This is a genomic window from Rhizobium sp. RAF56, assembly GCF_052113965.1.
Classification (GTDB): domain Bacteria; phylum Pseudomonadota; class Alphaproteobacteria; order Rhizobiales; family Rhizobiaceae; genus Rhizobium.
This window is the reverse complement of the sequence record NZ_JBFRDU010000016.1, coordinates 52287-72517: the sequence shown is the minus strand read 5'-3', so window position 1 is coordinate 72517 and position 20231 is coordinate 52287. Positions and strand designations below refer to the sequence as shown.

The 20231-nt window shown below is 61.9% G+C and carries 19 protein-coding genes and 1 pseudogene; 15 read left to right on the top strand and 5 right to left on the bottom strand.

The features are described from left to right. Positions 1 to 16 precede the first annotated feature (16 nt). The 3 genes from AB4048_RS15425 (at position 17) to AB4048_RS15415 (ending at position 3377) form a co-directional block, all read left to right on the top strand. Complete coding sequence (locus tag AB4048_RS15425) at positions 17 to 1420, top strand: purine-cytosine permease family protein (protein WP_442202844.1); 1404 nt, start codon at positions 17 to 19, stop codon at positions 1418 to 1420. Positions 1421 to 1714: 294 nt separating this feature from the next. Further along, complete coding sequence (locus AB4048_RS15420; RefSeq protein ID WP_442202843.1) at positions 1715 to 2512, top strand: hypothetical protein; 798 nt, start codon at positions 1715 to 1717, stop codon at positions 2510 to 2512. A 244-nt stretch (positions 2513 to 2756) separates the two neighbouring features. Then, positions 2757 to 3377 carry a glutathione S-transferase family protein gene (locus AB4048_RS15415; RefSeq protein ID WP_442202842.1) on the top strand — a complete coding sequence of 207 codons (621 nt, stop codon included), beginning with the start codon at positions 2757 to 2759 and terminating at the stop codon, positions 3375 to 3377. Positions 3378 to 3503: 126 nt separating this feature from the next. On the opposite strand, the gene AB4048_RS15410 is transcribed toward AB4048_RS15415, so the two are convergent. Together AB4048_RS15410 and AB4048_RS15405 are read right to left on the bottom strand one after the other, a co-directional pair. Beyond that, positions 3504 to 3869: an MmcQ/YjbR family DNA-binding protein gene (locus AB4048_RS15410; protein WP_442202841.1), complete on the bottom strand. Its 366-nt coding sequence runs from the start codon at positions 3867 to 3869 to the stop codon at positions 3504 to 3506. Between the two features lie 60 nt (positions 3870 to 3929). Next, complete coding sequence (locus AB4048_RS15405; RefSeq protein ID WP_442202840.1) at positions 3930 to 4160, bottom strand: hypothetical protein; 231 nt, start codon at positions 4158 to 4160, stop codon at positions 3930 to 3932. 142 nt (positions 4161 to 4302) lie between these two features. Here AB4048_RS15405 and AB4048_RS15400 point away from each other — a divergent pair, with 142 nt between their 5' ends. Then, positions 4303 to 5199: a LysR substrate-binding domain-containing protein gene (locus AB4048_RS15400; protein ID WP_442202839.1), complete on the top strand. Its 897-nt coding sequence runs from the start codon at positions 4303 to 4305 to the stop codon at positions 5197 to 5199. A gap of 53 nt (positions 5200 to 5252) precedes the next feature. On the opposite strand, the gene AB4048_RS15395 is transcribed toward AB4048_RS15400, so the two are convergent. The 3 genes from AB4048_RS15395 to AB4048_RS15385 all read right to left on the bottom strand — a co-directional run bounded on the left by AB4048_RS15395 (position 5253) and on the right by AB4048_RS15385 (position 6572). After that, positions 5253 to 5564, bottom strand: coding sequence for a type II toxin-antitoxin system RelE/ParE family toxin (locus tag AB4048_RS15395; protein ID WP_442202838.1), 312 nt, complete (start codon positions 5562 to 5564; stop codon positions 5253 to 5255). Next, positions 5554 to 5835 carry a ribbon-helix-helix domain-containing protein gene (locus tag AB4048_RS15390; protein ID WP_442202837.1) on the bottom strand — a complete coding sequence of 94 codons (282 nt, stop codon included), beginning with the start codon at positions 5833 to 5835 and terminating at the stop codon, positions 5554 to 5556. The genes AB4048_RS15395 and AB4048_RS15390 overlap by 11 nt, the downstream gene beginning before the upstream one ends. A 77-nt stretch (positions 5836 to 5912) precedes the next feature. Beyond that, positions 5913 to 6572 carry a glutathione S-transferase family protein gene (locus AB4048_RS15385; protein ID WP_442202836.1) on the bottom strand — a complete coding sequence of 220 codons (660 nt, stop codon included), beginning with the start codon at positions 6570 to 6572 and terminating at the stop codon, positions 5913 to 5915. Between the two features lie 249 nt (positions 6573 to 6821). Between AB4048_RS15385 and AB4048_RS15380 the strand changes: the two genes are divergently transcribed. The 11 genes and pseudogenes from AB4048_RS15380 to AB4048_RS15330 all read left to right on the top strand — a co-directional run bounded on the left by AB4048_RS15380 (position 6822) and on the right by AB4048_RS15330 (position 20135). Further along, positions 6822 to 9119, top strand: a complete 2298-nt coding sequence (locus AB4048_RS15380; protein WP_442202835.1) for a putative bifunctional diguanylate cyclase/phosphodiesterase — start codon at positions 6822 to 6824, stop codon at positions 9117 to 9119. 102 nt (positions 9120 to 9221) lie between these two features. Further along, positions 9222 to 9854: a DUF433 domain-containing protein gene (locus AB4048_RS15375; protein WP_442202834.1), complete on the top strand. Its 633-nt coding sequence runs from the start codon at positions 9222 to 9224 to the stop codon at positions 9852 to 9854. Then, positions 9851 to 10225, top strand: coding sequence for a DUF5615 family PIN-like protein (locus AB4048_RS15370; protein WP_442202833.1), 375 nt, complete (start codon positions 9851 to 9853; stop codon positions 10223 to 10225). The genes AB4048_RS15375 and AB4048_RS15370 overlap by 4 nt, the downstream gene beginning before the upstream one ends. A 100-nt stretch (positions 10226 to 10325) precedes the next feature. Continuing rightward, positions 10326 to 11336, top strand: coding sequence for a ligase-associated DNA damage response exonuclease (locus tag AB4048_RS15365; protein ID WP_442202832.1), 1011 nt, complete (start codon positions 10326 to 10328; stop codon positions 11334 to 11336). Next, positions 11336 to 12961 carry a cisplatin damage response ATP-dependent DNA ligase gene (locus AB4048_RS15360; RefSeq protein WP_442202831.1) on the top strand — a complete coding sequence of 542 codons (1626 nt, stop codon included), beginning with the start codon at positions 11336 to 11338 and terminating at the stop codon, positions 12959 to 12961. The genes AB4048_RS15365 and AB4048_RS15360 overlap by 1 nt, the downstream gene beginning before the upstream one ends. A gap of 448 nt (positions 12962 to 13409) precedes the next feature. Further along, positions 13410 to 16193 (top strand): autotransporter domain-containing protein, encoded by a 2784-nt coding sequence (locus tag AB4048_RS15355; protein WP_442202830.1) that lies wholly within the window; start codon positions 13410 to 13412, stop codon positions 16191 to 16193. Between the two features lie 101 nt (positions 16194 to 16294). Further along, a pseudogene (locus tag AB4048_RS15350) lies at positions 16295 to 16490 on the top strand (cisplatin damage response ATP-dependent DNA ligase); the annotation flags it as partial. 90 nt (positions 16491 to 16580) lie between these two features. Continuing rightward, entirely contained in the window at positions 16581 to 17504 is a 924-nt protein-coding gene (locus tag AB4048_RS15345; RefSeq protein WP_442202829.1) for an alpha/beta hydrolase family protein, read from the top strand. A gap of 230 nt (positions 17505 to 17734) precedes the next feature. After that, complete coding sequence (locus tag AB4048_RS15340; RefSeq protein WP_442202828.1) at positions 17735 to 18547, top strand: C1 family peptidase; 813 nt, start codon at positions 17735 to 17737, stop codon at positions 18545 to 18547. 41 nt (positions 18548 to 18588) lie between these two features. Further along, positions 18589 to 18966: a protease inhibitor I42 family protein gene (locus AB4048_RS15335; protein WP_442202919.1), complete on the top strand. Its 378-nt coding sequence runs from the start codon at positions 18589 to 18591 to the stop codon at positions 18964 to 18966. A gap of 344 nt (positions 18967 to 19310) precedes the next feature. Beyond that, on the top strand, positions 19311 to 20135 hold the full coding sequence (locus AB4048_RS15330) for a L,D-transpeptidase (protein WP_442202827.1): 825 nt from the start codon (positions 19311 to 19313) through the stop codon (positions 20133 to 20135). The last annotated feature ends 96 nt before the right edge of the window (positions 20136 to 20231 follow it).

Here is a 20231-nt window from a genome sequence, read left to right as displayed (position 1 = left end):
ACGCGGAGGAGTTGCAATGGCCGGTGGCGGACAGATCGTGGAAACACGAACCATCGAAATGGTTTCGGAAAGCGAGCGCCACGGCGTTCCATTCAACCAGTTTACCCTTTGGTTCAGCGCGAACCTGCAGATCACGGCCGTGGTCGACGGCGCGCTCTCCATCGTGTTCGGCGCCGAAGCGCTGACCGCCATCATCGGCCTTCTGATCGGCAATATTCTGGGCGGCATCGTCATGGCGCTGCATTCGGCGCAGGGGCCGCGCCTCGGTCTGCCGCAGATGATTTCCAGCCGCGCGCAGTTCGGCGTCAAGGGCGCGACCCTGCCGCTGATCCTCGTGGTGATCATGTATCTGGGTTTTGCCGCGACCGGGACGGTGCTCTCCGGCCAGGCCATCAACCTGATGTTCGGCGTCAGCCATCCGGCGTTCGGGATCGTCGCGTTCGGTCTTCTGACGGCGGTCGTCGCCATCGTCGGCTATAGGCTCATCCACACCGTCGGCCGCATCGCCTCGATCGTCAGCATCGTCGGCTTCGGCTATCTGGCGATCCGGCTCTTCTCCCTCTACGACATCTCGCAGGCCTTCGGACAGAAGCCGTTTTCCGTCGCCTCGCTGTTGCTGACGGTGGCGCTCGGCGCCGGATGGCAGCTGACCTTTGCGCCCTACGTGGCCGACTACTCGCGCTATCTGCCGTCGAACACGAAGAATAGCTCCACCTTCCTGAATACCCTTCTCGGCAGCGTTATCGGCGCGCAGCTGGCGATGACCTTCGGTGTTCTCGTCGCAGCGCTCGGCGCCACATTCCTGAAGAACCAGGTTGGCTTCATGGGCGAGCTCGCCGGGCCGGCGCTTGCGGTCGTCGTCTACCTCGCCATCGTCGGCGGCAAGCTGACGGTCAATTGCCTGAACGCCTATGGCGGCTTCATGACGATGCTGACCACGGTCAGCTCGTTCAGCAATCAGCGCAGCGTCTCGCAAGCCGCGCGCATCGTCTACATCCTGCTCTTCATTTTCGTGTCCATGGCGATCGCCCTTTGGGCCAGCGCCGACTTCCTGTCGTCCTTCAAGAACTTCGTGCTGCTGCTGCTCGCCGTCTTCGTGCCCTGGAGCGCGATCAACCTCGTCGACTACTACCTGATCTCGAAGGAGCGGGTCGATATTCCCGCGCTCTATGATCCGAACGGCCGCTACGGGGCGTATAATTGGGTGGCGCTCGGCTGCTACGTGCTCGGCATCCTCGTCCAGATCCCGTTCCTCAACCAGGCGCTCTACCAGGGGCCGATCTCGAAGATGCTGGATGACGCCGACATCTCCTGGATCGTCGGCCTCGCGGTCACGTCGGTCGTCTACTACGCGCTGGCCCGCAACACCCAGAGCGTTCCGGCCGAGACGATCAAGCCCGCGGCGGCGTCCGAGGCGTAAGAGCCTTCGAGGCTCTCCGCTTTCTTGGACAACGGCAATCATCACCGCGGCGGCATCCGCCGCGGTATTTCAGTCCGGCTAGGCCTAGGATCACGCGCTCTCCGAAAGCGGTCATAAGTCATTGTGATGCAATGATTATAAGTATATCCGCAAATACACATGCGCATACAATCGCATAAAATATTGATTTCATTAATCTAAATCAAGCTAGGTAAGTATTTGCAGAATACTATTCCGCAGCAAGGTCTATAATAAGGTCTTTCACGCTGGTATCGCTGCGTAGGGAGCGGGAAATTGTTTGCTGGTCGTTACCTTTGGTGGACGTTGATCTCCATCGCCACCTTTTTGTTTTTCGCCGTTTACTTCGATTATATCGCCTGGGTCCTCGTTCAGACGTCTGGTTGCTCGGAAAAGAGCGGCACTTGCGATCCCCTCGAAAACCTGCTGTTGCGCGACGTCAAGCCGATCGGCTTCCTGGCTGTGGGCGGCATGGTGTTCGTCAGCATGGTCGGGCGCATTCAATATCTGCGTATGAGTTGGCTCTGGAGCCTGGCCGTTGCGGTATGGTTTATGTCGGCGGAGCCGTTTCCGATGCTTTTCATCGATATCTGGGAAGGGCGGTTGCGCATCGGGGATATCTTCGACGCCATTCCCTTCTATCTTTTGTTCCTGAGCGCGTTCGGGTCGTTTCTGCTCATTCCGTTCGATGAGATGGGCCGGCGGCCGCTCGGCAATTGGCGACTGCCGCGCTTTACCGCGGCGGCCTCGGCGGCCTATTCGGTGGTCTTCACCCTCGCGACCGCGCCGTCCGTCGTGCAGCCCGTCGCCCACGCCCTGCGACGCCCGGACATAGCGGCGACATTCGACGCTTGGCGGGTTTGGCTCCTCGACATATTCCCCCTCGGCGGCGAGACACCGACGGGACATTGGGCCTATTTGGTGTTCGTCCTTTCGCTGGCGATCGCTGCGCTCCCGCAAAAACGGATCGAGATTTGGCTCCGGCGGGCCCTATGGGGCGCGCCGCACGACCGGAGCCGCGTCGAGGCTTTCGTCAAGGAGTTGGCGGCGCAGAAGGAGGCGAGGTCGGCCTAGCGCAGTTCCAGGAAAAGTGTGAAACGGTTTTCCGTCCGGAATTGCGTGAAAACAAAAAGATAGAGCGGATCTGCGATTCAAGGAAAAGCAGATCTGCTCTCGCGCTCTTGCCCGATAGCGGCTTGCCCCCGCAAGTTGGCTACGTTCCGAAGCGTTTACCGCGCATTGCTACCTTCATCGTTCCGAGAGCGCTTGTAACGCGCTATAAGATCAAGATTCGGAATGATGAAACGGAGCCGAGCTGATGCTGACATTCTACTTCTCGCCGGATAGCTGCGCGCGTGCAAGTCTGATTGCCCTTGAAGAGTCCGGGCTCGCCTACGAGGCAAGGCGGGTCAATTTCGCCAAGGCCGAGCAGCGTTCGCCCGATTATCTCGCGGTCAATCCCAAGGGTCGCGTTCCCGCGCTCGCCACCGACAAGGGCGTCATCACCGAAAACCCCGCCATTCTCGCCTATATCGCCCAGGTGGCCCCATCCGCGCGGCTTGCGCCGCTCGACGATTACTTCGAATTCGCGCGCATGCAGGCGTTCAACAACTATCTGAGCTCCACCGTCCATGTGAACCACGCTCACGGCCGCCGCGGCTACCGCTGGACGGATGATTTGCAGGCGCAGGAAGCGATGAAGGCCAAGGTGCCGCACACCATGACCGAATGCCTCCGTCTCGTCGAGGACAAGATGCTCGAGGGACCCTGGGTCATGGGCAGCAGCTACTCCGTGGCGGACCCCTATCTCTTCACCCTGTTTGGTTGGGCAGAGGGGGACGGCGTCGATATCGCCGGTCTGCCGAAGCTTGCCGATCATCACGCCCGCATGTTGGAGCGTCCGGCCGTTCAACGGGCGCTGGCGAAGGAAGTGGGCTGAAGGCTTGCCGAAGGCGCAAAGGCCCTGCTGCAATTCCAGGAAAAGTGTGACGCCGTTTTCCGTTCGAAATTGCGAAAAACAAAAAAGATAGAACGTTTCCGTCTTTCGAAGAAAAACGGAACCGTTCTAACGAGGCCGCTGGTCGAAGATGGCGCGCTGCTTGCTCGGGGCGCGAAACCGCCAGGCATCGATCAGCCGCTGCTTCAGTTCCTCGTCGCCGATCGCGGCGGCACGCAGCGGCAGCGACGGCCAGCCGACGTAGTGATCGGTCTGATAGTAGATGTCGGGCGCCATCTCGATCAGCAGTTCCTTATCGGCAATCGCAACGGCGATGACGATCGTTTCGTCATCCTTGACGATGGCAAAACCCTTGCCGCCAACCTTCAGCGCCGGCCTCCCGTAGGACGTCCCTAGCTCAACCTCGGGCAGATCCGCCACCTCGGCCAATGTCCGGATGCGTGTGAAAAGCCGGTCGCTGCTTGCGTCGTCCATTGCCTTACCTCAAACGGCCCCGGGCGAGAGTAACGCCGAGAAATCGGGAAAGCGAGGCCCTCAGTGGTGGTGCCGGCAGCCTTCGCTTTGCCCCACCTGGCGGCCGAGATTTTCCGGCATCAGTGGCAGGTCGGCGAGTTCGTTCATCGACATCGCCGCAAGATCGGGGTGCGACAGCGGATCGGCCGCAAGCTGAGAGTAATTCCAGGAAAAATGTGACGCGGTTTTACCGGCGCCTCTGTGATCAGCCACGATATCGACTTGCCTTGAGAAAAACTTGAGCATGAACATGAGCACGCCTCCACAGCGATCGGACCGCACGGCATAGAGATCTGCCAGAAATGAAAGCGCTGCGCTTCCGATGCGATCTATTTTCGCGCTTTCGTAGTGGGATTCAATTGAGATTGCCTGGGTGCCGCTATAGATAAACTACATGCGAAACCTTGCGACGGTACATTTGAACGGATTGCGCGCGCTGGAAGCGGTCGCCCGCCTCGGCTCGCTGCAGGCGGCGGCCGAAGAACTCGGCGTCACCATCGGCGCCGTCAGCCAGCAGGTCATCAAGGCGGAAGCGCAGCTTGGGCGCGCGCTTTTCGAACGCACGCCCAAAGGCATGGTCGTCACCGAGGCGGGCGCACCGGTTCTCAACCGGCTCGGCGAGGGCTTTTCGATGCTGTCGGAAGCAGTCGCCATGGCGCATCATCGCGACGAAACCGTGCTGACTGTTTCGGTCGCACCGGTTCTGGCCGCCCGCTGGCTGGTGCACCGGCTGCATCGCTTTGCGACGCGCCATCCCGAAATCCGCCTGCGCATCGACGCGACAACCCAGCTCGTCAATCCGGGCGCCTCGGATGTCGATATCGGCATACGCGTCGGAAGCGGCCATTGGCCCGGCGTGAAGGCCGAACTCCTGCTCGAGCAGGAGATCTTTCCGGTCTTGGCGCCCCAACTCGCGGCCGTTCTAAGGAAACCCGCCGACCTCATCGCCGTGCCCGCGGTGATCGACGACCATGCCATGTTCACCTGGGCGACGTGGTTCGAGGCGGTAGGCTTGCCGGACGCACATATCGAAGAGCGGCATGTCTTCAACGACGCTTCGCTCTGCCTCGATGCCGCGATCGCCGGGCAGGGGGTGATGCTCGCCTGGCAGACGCTGGCGGCATTTGCGCTCGCCCAGAAATGCCTCGTCGATCCCTTCGGGCTCCGCGTCAAGACCGGCTTCGGCCACTACTTCATAACGGCCGAAGGCATGCGCGAACCGAGGAAGGTGACCGCGTTCAAAGCCTGGATCCGCGACGAGATGGCCGAGACCATGAAGCTTTTCGACTAGGGGCGGGAATTCGGATCGGCAGGCTATCCGTTGAGCTTTGTCGGCAGGATGCTCTAATACAGTCCGCGCAGATCACGCCGGCCATCCAGGACATGAACGATCTCGACGAGGTCCACTGGGCCTTCGTCGGTGTCGGGGCAGGTCTCGTCGAGGATTACATAGGGGGCTTCGACGAGCATCCGCGCGGATGGGCTGATTTCGGGATGGCGCCGTCGAAGGCGCGGTTGATCGATCAGCATCAAGGCCTTATCGCGAAAGCGTTTGAAATACCGCTCCGCCGCCTCGGGCTGCGTGCGGGCGATATCGACGTAGATTTTCTTAGCTCCGGCGCGCGCGGGAGGTGTCCAAACAAGCTTAGCGGGCATGCGTCGCTGCAGACTTTGCTTCCCGACGCGCCTCATCGAGAGCATCGTCAAAATCGACGGGCGTGGCCGCACCGCTTGCCTTGCCTTCGGCCCAGAGGGCGCGCAGGCGCTCCATATCGCCCTTGCGCGTTTCCCATTTGGCGGACCAATCACGCATGGCTTCCCGGATCACTTCGCTACTGCTGGCATAGGCGCCGCTGTTGACGGCGTCCTTGAGCAAATCGGCCTGTTCGGGCGTCATGGAGACGCTGATTTTTTCGACATTCGCCATGGGTATCTCTGAAATCGGTCGGTGGTAAAGATTACCACCGGCCTTTGGCCATGCCAAGCTGCTACGCGCAAGTTGCCTCAAGCCGGCTCGGTCGAGCGTGTTTCCTGCATCGCCTTGTAGGCGGGGCGCGACTGGCAGCGCTCGATCCAGGCCTTGAGCTTCGGGCGACCGTCGAACAGTTGGTTCTCGGTCTGGGCGTAGCGCAGCACTTCCGCGACGTTGAGATCGGCAGCGGTGAAGCGATCGCCGACGATATAGTCTTGGCTCTGAAGCCGGGTTTCGAGCACATCGAGCGGCCGCTTGATTGCACGGCATGCAACCTCGATCGCGGCCCGACCGGCTTCCGTGTCCTCCAGTTGGTCGTCATGGATCAATACGATCCTGACCGTATGCGGCTCGACTTCGGTGGCCGCCCAGACCGACCACATGGTGATCAACCCTTCTTCCGCCACGCTCTGTCCGCCGAGTGCGCTGCCATACTTGCGGGCGAGGTAGAGATTGATGGCGAGCGACTCGTGCATGACGAGGTCGCCGTCCTTGATGCTCGGGATCAGCCCCATGGGGTTTACGGCAAGGAATGCCGGCGACAACGTGTTGATCGGCGCGTCGGAGGCGAGCGGGTTGTCCAGGCGGCGCGCCTGTATGACCGGAACCGAGTGAAACGCGATGCCCAATTCGTGCGCCATCCAATAGTTGCGCGACGCGCGCGAACGATAAACGCCGTAGATCGTGAGCATGAAGACCTCCCCTCGTTGCAGGCGACGGAACCTATGCGTGGCGCCGGCGAAATTGAAGCCGCTGCGCGAGATGTTTCGATGAAATCTTTTGATGCGTGGGTTCGACAGGCAATTGCAGACAATCCCGGTTACCGGCTTGGCATTTGATTTACCTTTCCCCTTAAGCGGCCCGAAGGGAACACACGCTAGGATAGGAGTTGATGGTTCTGGTTTAGTCAAAGTAGCTAAGGGCAGCGGGGACAGCGCATCATGAGCACGACGGCTTTACTGCCGGAGGAGGTCGGCGAAGATTTGCGCGCCGAAACCCAACGGCTGCTCTGCGCCGTTCAACTCCTCATGACGGCGAACGCGCCCAATGTCTTCGAGGGCATGGAACAGCTGCCGTTGAAGGCGATCGCCCACGAACTGCCTGATTGTCTCTACGTAAAGGATTGCAACGGCCGCTTCGTCTTCGCCAACGCCGCGACGGCCAAGTCGATGGGCGTCGATTGCGCGAGCGTGCTCGTCGGCAAGACCGACTTCGACGTTTGGCCGCAGGAGACCGCGGCCGAGCTTTTTCGCATCGAGCAGGACATTCTGGCGACGGGCAAGCCGCAGATCGACATGGAGGAGTTTCTGCCATCGCTATCGGCCGGCGGCAGGCCAAATTACCGGCTGACATCGAAGATCCCCTTGCGCAACGAAGAAGGGGACGTCGTCGGGCTGATCGGCATTTCACGCGACATCACCGAGCGCAAGCATCAGGATCATATACGCAGATGCCAGGCCGAAGTGCTGGAAATGATCGCCAAGGGAGAACCGCTGCAGGCGATCCTCGACGCGCTGGTGCTTCTTGTCGAAGAGCAACTTGAGCGCGTCGTCGGATCGGTACTGCTGCTCGACCCGAAGGGGACGCATCTCCATCACGGCGGCGGCTCGGGTCTGCCGACGGCCTACCGCCAGCTGATCGACGGGATTGCCATCGGCCCGAACTGCGGTTCCGCCGGCACGGCCGCGTGGCGTGGCAAGCCGGTCATCGTCAGCGATACGCAGACCGATCCCCTTTGGGCGGATATTCGCAGCGTTGCCGCGCAGTTCGATATCCGGTCCAGCTGGGCAACGCCGATCATGACCTCGCAGGGCAATGTGCTCGGCACTTTCGCGCTTTACTCTTCGCAGGTGCGCAGCCCGACCGCGCATGAGCTGGAGCTGATCGCGATCGCCACCCACATCGCCGGCATCGCCATCGAGCGCAAGCGCGTCGAAGACCGCATCTACTTCATGGCTCACCACGACGCGCTGACTGGATTGCCGAACCGCGCGCACTTCAAGGAGCAGATGGCAAGCACGCTGTTCCAGGCGCGCCGCAACGGCCGCAAGGTCACGGTCGCCTATGTCGACCTCGACAATTTCAAGCAGATCAACGACCGCCGCGGCCACGCCGCCGGCGACGAAGTGCTCAAGGAACTGTCGGCGCGCATGGTCAATTGTGCCCGCGGCTCGGATATGGTCGTCCGTCTCGGCGGTGACGAATTCCTGCTGGTGCTCGTCCATCAGGCGCGGCACGACGCCGGTATCACGCGCCGTTTGCGCGATCTTCACAAGGCGTTCCTGCGCCCCGTTCTCGTCGGGGACGAAGAGGTCACGGTGACGAGCAGCATCGGCGTCGCGACCTTTCCCTTCGATGGCGACACCGCCGAGGAACTGGTCGCCAGCGCGGACGCGGCCCTCTACCAGGCCAAGGATCTCGGCCGCAACAGGCTCAATTATCTTAGCCAACGTCCCGATAAGGTGGTCGCACCCCTTTCGGAGCAGGATGAGTTGCGCCTGGCGATCGGCGGCAAGGAAATCTTCCTCGAGTATCAGCCGCAGGTGGATGTCGCCTCGGGCCGCATCATCGGGCTCGAAGCACTGGCGCGGTGGCGCCATCCGCAGAGCGGCGTGCTCGCACCCGCCGATTTCATTCCGCTGGCGGAGGAAAGCAAACTCATCATTCCGCTCGGCCTCTTCGTGCTCAACGAAGCCTGCCGCCAGAACAAGGCCTGGCAGGACATGGGGCTGAAGCCGGTGACAGTCGCCGTCAACGTCTCGGCGCGGCAATTCAGCGATCCGGCGCTGGCCGATCATGTCCGCGAGGCGCTGGAAACGAGCGGGCTCGATCCGCGCTGGCTGGAACTGGAGCTGACCGAGAGCACGCTGATGCAGGATGTGCCGCGTGCGCTTGCCGTCATGCAGGCGCTGGAAGCCTTCGGCGTTCGGCTCTCGATCGACGATTTCGGCACCGGTTATTCGAGCCTTGCGGCGCTGAAGACTTTTCCCTTCCATCGCCTGAAGATGGATCGCTCCCTCGTCGAGGCCCTGCCGCGCGACGAAACCACCGCGGCGATCGCTTCCGCCGTCATCTCGCTTGCCCGCAAACTCAATCTCGCTGTCATCGCCGAGGGCGTAGAGACCGAGGAACAGCTCGCGTTCCTGCGCGAGAGCCAATGCGACGAAGCGCAAGGCTTTCACTTCTCCGGCCCCGTGACCGCGCTTGCGGTGGAAGAGCTGCTGCGCGCGGAAGTCTAAGTTCCGTTCGGCGGTAAAGCCCGACTTTGCAGGCATCGTTGCCGGGCAATTCTTTACAGTCGGGATTCCGCGCATTATATATTCTCCGCAAGGAGAATGATTATGGCCGGTGCAGTTCATGAATATACGCCCGCCGAGGCAGCGGCGGTCAGTGAGATCGCGGTAAAATCGGTTCACAGCGCGATCGACAAGCAGATCCTCGCAACCCGCCTTCCTGGAACGCGTGGCAGAACGCTCAACGACGATGATCTTCTTCGGCTGAAGCTCTGGTATGGCATCGGATCGATCCTGTCGGCTGAGCGCCGCAAGCGTTTGTTTGACACGATCGAAAAGAGCCCCGGCGTCGATACCGTGCGAGCGGACGAATATCTGATCGTCGACGTCACAAGGGCAAGGCTGCAATTGGCAGCGCGGGCCGACGCACTGCGTGAGGCAGAACGATCGATCCACAGCAAGAGAGGTGTCGTTGCCGGGGAGCCGGTTTTCAAGGGAACGCGCGTTCCAGTGCGGATGATTGCCGCGATCAGGGGGCAGGGCGCGAGTGTCGAGGAAATCGTCGAGGGTTATCCTGCGATCACCCCGCGCCTGATAGAACTCGCCGAAATCTGGGCGGCAGCGCATCCCGTCCGGGGAAGACCGCGAAAACTCTCGGAACAGGGGCTGGAAGTGAAGGCAGTCAAGCGGCTGTCTCTCGGCCGCGAGAGCAAAGGAAAATCGTCGGACACTCCTTCGTGAAATTTCTCATAGACGAATGCTTGCACACGTCGCTTGTGGCTGTGGCTCAAAGTCATGGGCATGACTGCTATCACGTGAATTGGTTGGGGCTGAGTGGCGAAACCGACTGGGATCTGATGCCTCGGATTGTCGAGCAGGATTTCACTTTCGTGACGAATAATGCGCGCGACTTCAGGAAGCTCCACGGCAAGCAGGAATTGCACGCCGGCCTTGTAATCATCGTTCCGCAAGTGTTGCCGACACTACAACGGCAACTCTTTGATCTGATCTTGCAGGAATTGGCCGGCTCCGAGGGGCTGGTGAATGAAGTCGTCGAAATCGGAATTGAACAGGGTGAAGCCGTGTTGACACGCTATGTCCTTCCCGAATGACGATGACCTGGTCAGCGTCGGATCTCCGGTAAAGCCCAAACATGGGATGACTTAACCCGCCTCTCTGGCCCTTTGCCGAAATGCGGCTATCTTTTTGCGGATGAGGCCCGATCAGCTGCTCTATCCTGCCCCTGAAGGGCTTTATTGTCCGCTTGGCGGCTTCCATATCGATCCCGTGCGGCCGGTCGAGAGGGCGCTGGTTACCCATGGCCATTCCGACCATGCCCGTTCCGGCCACACCCATGTGATGGCGACCCGCCAGACGCTCGACATCATGCGCCTTCGCTATGGGGACGACTTTGCCGGATCCGAACAAGCGGTCGCTTTCGGTGAAATAGTTGCGATCAACGGCGTGCGCGTCTCCTTTCATCCGGCCGGCCACGTGCTCGGCTCGGCGCAGATCGCGGTCGAGAAGGAGGGCATGCGCATCGTCGTTTCCGGCGACTACAAGCGCCGTCCCGATCCCACCTGCGCGGCGTATGTGCCAGTCGCCTGCGATGTGTTCATCACCGAGGCGACGTTTGGCCTGCCGGTCTTCCATCACCCCGATCCGATGGCGGAGACGGGCCGGCTGCTTGCCTCGTTGAAACAGTTTCCCGAGCGCACCCATCTCGTCGGCGCCTATGCGCTCGGCAAGGCGCAGCGCGTCATCCGGCTGCTGCGCGACGCGGGATACGATCTTCCGATCTTCATTCACGGCGCGCTGGAGCGGCTCTGCGACTATTATGTCGAGCAAGGCGTGGATCTCGGGGATCTCAGGCCCGCAACCGAGGAGGGCCGGGACCGTCAATCCTTCGCGGGCGCCGTGGTCGTCGGCCCGCCCTCGGCATTCGCGGATCGCTGGGCGCGCCGCTTCGCCGATCCCGTTGCCGCCTTCGCCTCCGGCTGGATGATGGTGCGCCAGCGCGCCAAACAGCGCGGCGTCGAGCTGCCGCTGGTCATCTCCGATCATTGCGACTGGCCCGAACTGACGAAGACGATCGCCGAACTGAAGCCCGGCGAGGTGTGGGTCACGCATGGGCGCGAGGAGGCGCTGGTGCGCTGGTGCGAGCTTAACGGCATCTCGGCAAAGCCGCTGCATCTCATAGGCTACGAAGACGAGGGGGATTGATGAAGGCCTTCGCCACGCTGCTGGACCGCCTCGTGCTGACACCGAGCCGCAACGGCAAGCTGAAGCTGATGACGGACTATTTCCGCGAGACGCCTGACCCGGACCGCGGCTACGGGCTCGCCGCCATCGCCGGCACGCTCAAGGTGCAGAACGTCAAGCCGGCGATGCTGCGCGATCTCGTTCTGGAGCAAATGGACGAGGTGCTGTTTCGCTATTCCTACGACTACGTCGGCGATCTCGCCGAGACGATTTCGCTGGTCTGGGACAGGGAAAGCGAGATCGACAGGGCGCCGGGCATCGCGCCGAAGCTCGGCGAGGTGGTGCGGCGCATGAATGCGCTCGGCCGCACCGAGGTGCGCGGCTATGTGCGCGAGCTGCTCGACCAGCTGGACGCGTCCGGCCGCTTCGCCTTCCTGAAGCTCGCAACGGGGGCGCTCCGTATCGGCGTTTCGGCGGGGCTTGCCAAGCAGGCGCTGGCGGAGCTTTCGGGCAGGGATGTCGCCGAGATCGAGACGCTGTGGCACGGGTTGCAGCCGCCCTACGAAAGCCTCTTCGCCTGGCTCGAAGGAGAGGGCGACAAACCGGTTTTGGCGACGCCGGCGATTTTCCATTCGGTCATGCTCGCCCATCCGGTCGAGGCGGGTGCCGTGGACAATCTCGACCCCGCCGACTATGCCGCCGAATGGAAATGGGACGGCATCCGCGTTCAGCTGTCGCGCGCCGGCGACATGCGCCGGCTCTATTCGCGTTCCGGCGACGACATTTCCGGGGCTTTTCCCGATATCGTCGAGGCGATCAGCTTCGAGGGCGTCGTCGACGGCGAGCTTTTGATCGGCGGCACGGCGCGCTCCAATGCCCCGACCCGCAGCTTCTCCGACCTGCAGCAGCGACTGAACCGAAAAACCGTCAACGCCCGCATGCTGGAAGATTATCCCGCCTTCATCCGCGCCTACGACCTGCTTTTCGACGGCGAGGAGGATGTCCGCTCCCGCAGCTTCATCGAGCGGCGCGAACGGCTCTCCGAGATCATCGAGGCCGCCCCTCATGATCGTTTCGACCTCTCGTCGCTGGTTGCCTTCTCGTCCTGGGACGAGCTCGACCGCTTGCGCGCTTCACCACCCGATCCCGTCATCGAAGGCGTCATGATCAAGCGCCGTGACAGCCCCTATCAGGCCGGCCGCCCCAAGGGTCCGTGGTTCAAGTGGAAGCGCGATCCCTTTAACGTCGACGCGGTGCTGATGTATGCGCAGCGCGGTCATGGCAAGCGATCGAGCTACTACTCCGATTTCACCTTCGGGGTCTGGGCGATGACACCGGATGGCGAGCAGCTGGTGCCGGTCGGCAAGGCCTATTTCGGCTTCACCGACGCGGAACTCGAAATCCTCGACAAGTTCGTCCGCAACAACACGGTGGAGCGCTTCGGCCCGGTGCGTGCGGTCCGCGCCGAGCGCGATTTCGGCTTCGTCCTCGAAGTCGCCTTCGAAGGCATCAACCGCTCGACCCGGCATAAGTCAGGCGTGGCAATGCGCTTCCCCCGCATCGCACGGCTGCGCCCCGACAAGCCACCCTACGAGGCCGACCGGCTGGAAACGCTGGTGGCGATGATCGACGCGAAGGCGGTCTAAAGCAATTCCAGGAAAAGTGCGAAGCGGTTTTCCGTCCGGAATTGCGGGAAACAAAATTCCAGGAAAAGTGCGAAGCGGTTTTCCGTCCGGAATTGCGGGAGAACAAACTCGCCGCGTGTGGTGGCTGCGGCGGCACACAATCAACGCGCGTCACGAATCAGTGCGAGGAGCCGGCCGCTGCGCGCACCGAGGCGTGGACAGTGGCCGTGCTTTGTCGGCCGCGAGGGCATGGGTTTTCTGCAAATGAACTGGCTTTTGCCGCAGCCGGAAGGAGGACGCTCCATCTGGCGCGCGGGCGTATGTGTCTGTGATGCCACACGCCGCTTCTTTCTCACGCAATGACACTCATTATGCACGGAAAGAGCGAATATTTATTCTAAAAATATTCTACCCATGGAGTTAATTACAACCAGATGCAATTTTATTGATACTAATGGAGCGTCTGCGCATGAAGCGCTTATCTATGTTCAAGAGCAGCACTAGCCTCGTCTCCATGTTCGGATGCGCGACCATTGCACTCGGCGGCCCGGCGCACGCTGCGGACACGTCATGGTTACCCACAGCCGCCAGTACCGATTGGTTCGATAGCGCCAACTGGGATGCTGGGGTGCCTGATAGCAATACCGGTTTCACTTTCATCGACGCGATTGGCGCAAATAGCCCCGTCCTTGATGGCGTCGCACAAACCGGCGCGATTGATATCGGTGAAAACGGGGCCGGTAAGCTGACGATCCGGGATGGCGGTCACTTGCAGTCCTTGGACGCTGAGTTGGGCGTAGTCTTGGGCTACGATTCGGGAAGTGAAGGCACGGTCACGGTGGACGGTGTTGGTTCCCTATGGGATCTGCCAGGCGGTACCTCCTTGGTCGTCGGAACGAGGGGAACCGGCACACTCGTCGTCAGCAACGGCGGCAAGGTCGTCGCAAGCGGCATCGGCGGCATCGGCGCAGACGAGGGTGGCCAAGGCATTGTGACCGTCGACGGCGCGGGGTCGGCATGGGAGATGACAGAAGGCGAGGCGTTCGGCATCGGCGTCCGCGATAACTCATCCGGCTCTCTGGTCGTCAGCAACGGCGGCAATGTCACAAGCGTCATTAGCTACCTCGGCTACGGCGTCAACAGCAAAGGCACGGTAACGATCGACGGCGCGGGATCGACCTGGAAGATTGTTAGAGGCACTGGCAGCGGCGGTCTCGCTGTGGGCGATGACGGCGACCTCACTGTCGGCAATGACAGCAGCGGCAGTCTCATTGTCGCCAATGACGGCATCGGCAACCTCACGCTGAAGAACGGCGGCTCACTGGTTGCCGAGGACACGGTCAATGTCGCGGCGCAAGAACAGTCAATCGGCGTCGTCAACATCGGCGCTGCCGAAGGGGAGCCGGCTGCGGTTCCGGGGCTCCTCTCGGCCGCCTCGTTCACCTTCGGCGCCGGCGCCGGCCGCCTGGTGTTCAATCACACCTCGGCCGACTACACATTTGATGCTCCGATCTCAGGCCGCGGCACGATCAAGCAACTGGCGGGCACGACGATCCTGACCGGTGACAGTTCCGGCTTCACCGGCAACACCCACGTCGTTGGCGGCGTCCTTCAGGTGGATGGCCTTTTGGGCGGCACGTTGGATGTCTTTGCCAATGCCAAGCTGCAGGGCGCAGGTACGGTCGGGTCGACAGTAATCGAAAGCGGCGGCACGCTGTCGCCGGGCGGCGGCGCTATCGATACGATGACCGTTGCGGGCGATCTGATCTTCAGGGGTGGCTCGACCTACCTGGTGAACGCCAACCCGGCGGGCAAGGGCGACCTGACGAACGTTAGCGGCACAGTTACGGTCAACGGCGGCAACGTCGAGGTCGAGGCCGCCGACGGCAGCTACCAGCCGAACACGACCTACACGATCCTGCGCGCCCAAGCCAGGGCCGGCAACGGCGCATTCACGACGAGCACCAAACTTGCCTTCCTGACGCCGACACTGAGCTGGAGCGAAGCCGCGGGCAATAGCGCCCTGATCCTGTCTCTGGCACGCAACGACAAGACCGTCACATCCGTCGCTAAGGACGGGGGCGGCGGCGCCCCCGGCGAGGTCGCGGTTGCCGGCGCCATAGACCAGCTGAACGCCGGCAACGGCGTCTACGACGCGCTGATGGGTATGAGCGTCGAGGACGCCTTGCGGACGCTGCAGCTTTCCTCGGGCGAAAGCCACGTAAGCTATACGCAGGTGATCGATGAGACCTCCGGCCTGTTCACGCGGAGCCTGCTCGGCCGCACCGGCGGCGCGGGTGCGATCAGCACCGGCGTTGGCGCCAATGGTTCCGAGGCCGGTTACGTCGAGACGCCCGTCATGACGGCGGCAACGGCCGCGATCTCCGGCATCGTGACGCCGAAGCGAGATCCGCAGCGTGTCGCCTGGTTCGCGCCGATCGGCGCCCGCGGCCATTTCGAGGGTGACGGCAATGCGAGCGAGACCGACTGGACGACCGGCGGCATGACCGCCGGCTACGAGTTCAGCGAAACGATGGGCGGCGGTGATTTTCTCGGCGGCATTGCTGCCGGCTATCTCCACACCTACGCCAAGTCGGACGAGAACCTGACGTCGGCGCGTTTCGACGGCGGCCAGCTCGGCTTTTACGGCCGCTGGAAGGGCGGTCCGGTGACGGTGTCGGGCGCGATCGCGGGCGGCGTCATCCAGACGCGCACCGATCGTCAGATCAAGGTGGCCAACCTCGACCTGACGGCAAAGAGCACCGGCTGGAGCAACACGCTGAATGCCTCGACGGAAGTCTCCTATGCGGTGCCGATGGGGTCGGACTTCATGCTGTCGCCGCTGGCGACGCTGGCGACTGCGTTCGTCCATCGCAATAGCACCAGCGAAAGCGGGGCCGACGCCTTCAACCTCGATGTCGACAGCAGCTCGCATGCCGAGCTGACTCCGGGTCTCGGCGTCGAGCTCACGCATGAAAGCGACGTCGAAGGTGGCGTTGTCAGCACGCGCATCCGCACCGTCTGGGAGCACACGATCGGCGATGACGTCAGCCAGACGATGAACTTTGCCGGCGCCGACGCTGCCCAATTCTCGGTGAAAGCGCCGGATGCCGCCCGCGACCGGCTGCGCCTCGGCCTCGGCATCACCTATGCGACAAAGGGCAATTGGAGCCTCTTTGCAGACTATGAGGGCGTCTTCTCCGCCACCGACACCCACCACGCCGCCCGCGCCGGCGCCAAGCTGACGTTCTAGGCTGTAGTCAGGGTTTTAGCTGGCCGACCCACATAACCCCACTCTGCCCAATCCGGCATGGGTTTGGAACCGATCAGTGGGAGAGTGACCCATATCGCGTCTTCGGCGCGGTGCGTGGGGTCGAATTCGGCTTCGTGCTCGAAATCGCCTTCGAGGGCATCAACCGCTCGACCAGGCATAAGGCCGGGGTTGGCGATGCGCTTCCCCCGCATCTCGCGGCTGCGCCCGGACAAGCCGCCGTACGAGGCGGACCGGCTGGAAACGCCGGTGGCGATGATCAAGGCGAAGGCGGTTTAGGACCGGACTTCAAGCATTCACCGCAATGTGAGTTGGCCGCGGCTTCCATCCCGTGCAGATTCGTTCGACCGGGAATTATGGATTGCGCATATGACATCGCCTGAAGAGCCTGCATTTTCCTTTCGACGCCGCACCTTCCTCACCACACTTGCCGCCAGCCTGATCGTTCCGAAAATCGCAAGCGCTCTCGACGTTCCTGCCGAACCGCAGCTGATGACGGGCGACTATGAGAAGGAGCGGAAGAAGTTTCGCACCCATCTGTTGAACAAAGGCCCGGCGCCGGACAATTTCGAGCCGCTGATCGCCCCGCCAGGTGCCGAACAGGTCTTCTATCGCAGCGGCTATGGTGGCGAACTGGAGCTTGTGGCCTGGGTCTCGCGCTACGAGCGAACACGCAAGCCGCGCCCGGCCGTGCTCTTCCTGCATGGCGGCAACGCGCTGGGGCAGGGGCACTGGGCGCTCGTCGATCCCTATGTGGACGCGGGCTATGTGGTGATGATCCCGTCGATGCGCGGCGAGAACGGCCAAAAGGGCAATTTTTCCGGCTTCTACGACGAGGTCGACGATGTGCTTTCGGCCTCCGATAGGCTGAGGCATTTGCCGGGCGTCGACCCGCACCGGATGTTTCTCGCCGGCCACAGCGTCGGCGGAACGCTCGCGATGCTGGCGGCGATGTCGGCCAGACGTTTCCGGGCGGCGACGCCGATTTCGGGTAACCCAGACGCGTTCGCGTTCTTCAACCGCTACCCGCAGGACATCCGCTTCGACGACAAGAACCCGCGTGAATTCCAGATGCGCTCGCCGGTCTGCTATGCCCACAGTTTCAAGTGCCCGATGAAGCTGATGCATGGCTCGGAGGAGGTGCACTTCACGACGCGTGCCGGGCTCTTGGCAAAGCGGGCAACGGCCGGCGGCGTGAAGATGGAGGTAACAGTCATGCCGGGCGGGCATACCACGGCTCTGCCAGGCGAGATCGAACAGAGCATCGCGTTTTTCAAGAGCGTGGCCGCCTGAAACGACAAAAGCTTCCTCGCGCCTTCGGCGGGCCTGGCACCGCCTTTTACAGGCCGATCGGCCTGATCTTTCCCCACCGACAGTATTATATCCGTTTGCGAGCATATGGTTGCGAGCTAATCGCAATGGTTTAATTGACACGCCCGATTTCGACGTGTAATTTTCGTCGCGTAAACCTTGGGTTTTATAAATATTGGGTACATAAAGCGATTGGGAAAAAGGGGGACTGAATGGCTAAGCCCGCGAAAGCGCGCCCCGAGCAGGAGCGCATCTGCAACCTTGTTACTTCGCACGGCACCGAGACGGATTGGCAATTCGAGCATGCTCTTGCCGCAGGTGCGTTGGAAGCGCCGGCAGCCCTGCCGGCGAGCGTCGACCTGCGCGCCGCGTGGTGGGATATCGGCGATCAGGAACACACCGGATCATGCGTCGGGTGGAGTTCGACGGACAGCGTCGCGCGCTATATGCTCGTGAAGGCAGGACGCTTGGCGAAAACCGAAAAGCTGTCACCACGCTTCACATGGATGGCAAGCAAGGAAACCGACCAATTCACCTCGCGACCCGAGACGATGATCGAGGGAGCGGGAACCACCCTCAAGTCGGCCGTCGACATATTGAGAAATTTCGGCGCGGTACCCGAAGCGATGCTGCCGTTCCACATCAGTTCGGCGATGTATCTCGGACAGGAGAATACGTTCTTTGCAACCGCCGCCGGACGCAAGATCACGTCCTATTTTAACCTGAGCAGGAATTTGCCGAGCTGGCGAGCGTGGCTTGCCTCGACCGGACCGATCCTGGTCGGTCTGAATGTCGATCGTACCTGGGATGAAGCGACCGCCACGGGAGGGAACCTCGACACATTCCAGCCCGGCACCGTGCGCGGCGGTCACGCTGTCGCGCTCGTCGGCTACCTGGCCAACGGTCGCTTCATCGTGCGCAACAGCTGGGGCAAGGCGTGGGGCGACCACGGTTTCGCCTATGCCAGCGAAGCCTATATAAATTCAGCCTTTTATCCAGAGAGCTATGGAGTTACGATCCTGTAGTGCCAAAGGTGAAGACCGCTGTGGCGGCAATTGTGTTGCTCATGGGTTTCGTCGCAGCCTCTGTTGCGGCGGATCACCCCGTACCGGCACAGAGGGCGCCGACCGTGATGATAACAGACAACGATAACGGTCGCAGTTTCCCGGCAAGGGTGGGCGATGTTGTCGAGTTTCATCTTTCAGAGAATGCCACCACCGGTTACAGATGGGCGCCGGAAGACTATGACGAAAAACGACTGAAGCTTGTCGGGACGGAAGCAGGCAATCCAGGTGCCGCAATTGGCTCAGGCGGCGAGGCGATCTTTCGCTTCCAGATCGTCGGCCTCGGCTCCAGCACTGTCTCGCTACGATACTGGCGCCACTGGGAAGGGCCTTCGTCGATCATCAGGCGTTTCTCGGTCACGATTGACGCGGACCAATAGCTTTGAACGCGGATCTCCCAACCCGGAATTTGGATGACCACGTCGAAGCCGAGATCGGCGGGCGCGGCTGTTCCTTCCGCCGACACCAGGGTTTCGTTGAAATAGGCACCCTTCAGCGCCTTGTCGGCAAGTTTCAGCCAATGCGCGCGAGCGGCTCGGCTCTCAAGGATATCCGCGTTCATGCGATCCTCCCGCCGCGCGGCAACGGTTTTAGGGCGAGTGCAGGCTAGGGGAAAACGAACTTTGGCGTCGCTGCCGATTACGCCAGCCTCGCGCCAGCCGGCTCCGCCATGATGATCGCCGATCGATGCTCCCTCAACTGGTTTCCGACGATGGTTGTCCGTATGTCCCTGTCCCGTTGCCTGCTTCTCGCTTCCAGCCTGTCGCTGGGGCCCCTTGCCGGCTGCACCTTCTTTCCCGATACCGGCGCCACGGATCCGGATCGCTTCGTGCAGGAGACGTCGCCGGTGTTCTATCGGCCGGACGGAACGCCGGTGCAGCGTCAGGCGCCTCCCAGCCTCGTCGTGTTGCCGCCGAATTCCGGCGTTCGCCCGCCGTCGCAGGTGCACGACCTCTTCCGCACGCGGTTCCACAGCTCGTATGGCCTGCCGGTTTCCAATCCCGTTCATCAGGCGATGTATGCGCAGGTGAACGAAGATGATTTCATGCTGCCGGCCATTCCGTACCAGCGCATTCCTCCGCAGTTCCTGCGCCAGGAAGTGGACTATCAGACGGTGGAAAAGCCGGGCACGGTCGTCGTCGACACCAAGTCGCACTTTCTCTATTTCGTCGAGCCGGGCGGCAAGGCCATGCGCTACGGGGTGGGTCTCGGCCGCGAAGGCTATGCCTGGTCTGGCCGTGGCGTCATCCAGTGGAAGACGAAGTGGCCGCGCTGGACGCCACCGGCCGAAATGGTGTCGCGCGAACCGGACATGCGGCCACTCTCCGCCGAACGCGGCGGCATGAACCCGGGCCCGACCAATCCGCTTGGCGCCCGCGCGATGTACATCTACAAAAACGGCAAGGATACGCTTTATCGCATCCACGGCACGCCAGACTGGCAGTCCGTCGGTAAGGCGACGTCGTCGGGCTGCGTGCGGATGCTGAACCAGGACGTCATCGACCTCTTCGGTCGCGTGTCCGCAAAGGCGGAAGTCGTCGTTCTCTAAGCATAACAATTTTTCGTGATGTTGCAGATGCGCGATAGCCGAGGCGGTCGCCGCTCTTTAGATTTGTTCTGAAAGCGCCTGCTGACCGTTGGCAGA